The sequence below is a fragment of the Halorubrum sp. C191 genome (genome assembly GCF_002727095.1).
Taxonomy (GTDB): Archaea; Halobacteriota; Halobacteria; order Halobacteriales; family Haloferacaceae; genus Halorubrum; species Halorubrum ezzemoulense.
Genome location: NZ_NHNZ01000106.1, coordinates 1 through 2,532, shown reverse-complemented (window position 1 = coordinate 2,532; position 2,532 = coordinate 1). Strand labels below are relative to the sequence as shown.

Annotated in this window: 2 protein-coding genes and 1 pseudogene; all 3 read left to right on the top strand. The window is 54.3% G+C overall.

The window, feature by feature from the left end:
- Nucleotides 1-991: pseudogene (locus Z052_RS21390) on the top strand (RNA-guided endonuclease InsQ/TnpB family protein); the annotation flags it as partial.
- Nucleotides 992-1,228: 237 nt separating this feature from the next.
- On the top strand, nucleotides 1,229-1,504 hold the full coding sequence (locus Z052_RS10555) for a HicB family protein (protein WP_094520315.1): 276 nt from the start codon (nucleotides 1,229-1,231) through the stop codon (nucleotides 1,502-1,504).
- A gap of 2 nt (nucleotides 1,505-1,506) precedes the next feature.
- Nucleotides 1,507-1,764 (top strand): type II toxin-antitoxin system HicA family toxin, encoded by a 258-nt coding sequence (locus Z052_RS10550; RefSeq protein WP_094520314.1) that lies wholly within the window; start codon nucleotides 1,507-1,509, stop codon nucleotides 1,762-1,764.
- Nucleotides 1,765-2,532: the final 768 nt, after the last annotated feature.

Below are 2,532 nucleotides of genomic sequence, written 5' to 3'. Positions count from 1 at the left end.
CACCACACTGTCCGAGACTACTACAACTCCGACTACAACGACCGACCATCAGACTACGACCAACACAACAAACTCACCGCTTGGGCAGACCGCTGGCCGACCTTCGCGGAACCCTCCAGACACGCCGCACAACAAGCCATCACTCAGATCCACAGCGATCTGGAAACACTACAAGAACGTCGAGAAAACGGCTACAACGTCGGAAGGTTACAGTGGCAAGGCAAAGGCGAATTTCGGTCAGTGTCGTACAATCAACCCCGTCGCTGGAACGTGGATCACAACACGGGCGACGACCGATTCGTGCGACTCCGACTCGAAAAGATCGGCTGGTTCAATATCCGAGCAGACCGCAACGTGCCATCCAAAGACGAGATTGACGAGGTCATCCTCAAAAAAGAATCGACGGGTGAGTGGTACGTCTCGCTCGTCACCACCGTGGAAGACACGCCAGAGAAACCGTCACTGAGTGAGATTAAACCCGAAGACTGNNCAGGTGGCGCGAGCCAAACGCAAAATCAAGCGGAAGGTCGAAGATTTCCAGCACAAGCTGACGACGTGGCTCGTGAAAAAGTACGATGTGGTGGCCGTGGAGGATTTGGACGTGAAACCGATGCTGGAAACCAGTCAAAATGCGAAAAGCAAACAGGATGCGGCGTGGTCGCAGTTCATCGAACTGTTAGAGTACAAAGGTGAATTACACGGCACACACGTTGAAACGGTTGAACCTCGTGGGACGACAAAAGAGTGTTCGGTTTGTGGCGTCGAGACGGCCAAGCCGATCTGGGTGCGGGAGCATTCGTGCCCTGCGTGCGGACACAAGGAAGATCGTGATTTGAACGCGGCGAAGAATATTCTCACTCGTGGATTGCGGCAGTTAGGGCTGGGACAGTCCGAATCAACGCCTGTGTAGACTGCGCTCCCTACGTTCACGCCTCACCGAGAGGCCGTGGATGCAAAGCGCGTCGTTGAAGCAGGAAGCCTCGGGGCTTGACCCCGGGGTGCGTTCACCAACTACTAGACGGGATCAGATCTCGATGGCTGAGCCCACAGGCGTTCACTTGACGTACCGCAATCCAAATTCTCATTCGGCTCTGCTGAAATCCTATTATTCAGATATATTATCGGCTGAAACAGCCGGTCGACAAAGAGTGCGTATCGAGCACTAATGGCATGTGTGAGACGGTAGGTCTCCCGAAGCGTTTTGCGTCTCGGTGAAGTACCGGCAGGTATGGCACGAGCTGATTCTGGGAATTCGGACCCTCCTGAACGGGAAATCCGCTTAGTGAAGAACCCAGATGGCCAGTGGACGGCTCGTGATCTCCGTGTCGGCGTGACTGCTCAAGGTAAAAGCCGGGACGTAGCACTTGACAATCTTGATGCCGTCATTGAGGCGGTAGAAGGTGATGGCGGGCGGCCTCCAACCGATGAGGAGATACGTGACCTCGGTGTTGATCCTGAAGTCGCTCAATCACAGAGCGATGAGCTTCCCGATGTCCTACAGTAGCAATGGTGACACGGGACTTTTCGGGTGAAGACGTGTACAAAGTGCTGGTGAACGTTGGTGGGTTTCAGCACGTCCGTACCACAGGGGATCACCTGATTCTTCGATGGGATCCACCAGAAAGCCATGAGAACACGGATACGCGTACGGTGACTGTTCCGGCCCACGACTCAATCAGCATCGGAACGCTCCATGATACTGCTGACGACGCCGGTGTGGAGAATTTCGAAGCGTTCTGCGAGTGGATCGACGAGAATCGGTGACGACCGATATAGGTTTCTGAGTCACCTGTATTGACCGGAACCGGAGTAGAACGTATCACTTTCTGAGAATTTCAACGGAGCCTCTCATTCAAATTTAAATAGAATAATTCACAAAAATACGGTAGCGTTGCCACCACACCCGATTACCGACACGATTACACTTAGACCGCTTAGCTGAAGTTCTAGATTACGGACAATAACCAGTATAATCGCAAGACGTAGCGGGGTTACTCTGTCGAAGAACCGACTGATAATAAAAATAAAAAAAGAGCTACCCAGAGGATCCGACAGAGCGTGTGAATAACATAGGGCGGTGCCACCCACCGGGGCCCAAGCGACCACTGACCGGTACGGACACCCGATCCCATACACTACACAGATCGGCAAGCGACCATCGCGCTGAGACCCGGGGAGACCAGTCGACGCAGCATCAACATGGGCAGCCACACCGAGGACGAACCCACGTGGATGGATCCGGTCTGATCTGCTCAGCAGCAACCCACCCCTTGTCGTCAGCCAACCAAGGCCACGCACACTGGAAGCCCCAGGTCGATAGTGATGCGGCTCGCCACAGTCTGGTGAGACGGCTGTAATATCGCTCCATCAGATACGCCTCTCAGGAGACCTCCGATTCGGTAGCAGCCAACAGACGATACCAAGGCGGGAAGCAGGGCGATTGCCTGGGAGTAGACGGACAGTCCCGAGTAGCAACTGGTGGTCTGTCGCGAAGACATGAGACTCCTTCATTGAGCAGGCGGGTCTCCTACG

Bases quoted from the DNA above. Each gene is read 5' to 3' on its own strand.
- Z052_RS10550 (WP_094520314.1), top strand. From the start codon at position 1,507: ATGGTGACACGGGACTTTTCGGGTGAAGACGTGTACAAAGTGCTGGTG.
- Z052_RS10555 (WP_094520315.1), top strand. From the start codon at position 1,229: ATGGCACGAGCTGATTCTGGGAATTCGGACCCTCCTGAACGGGAAATC.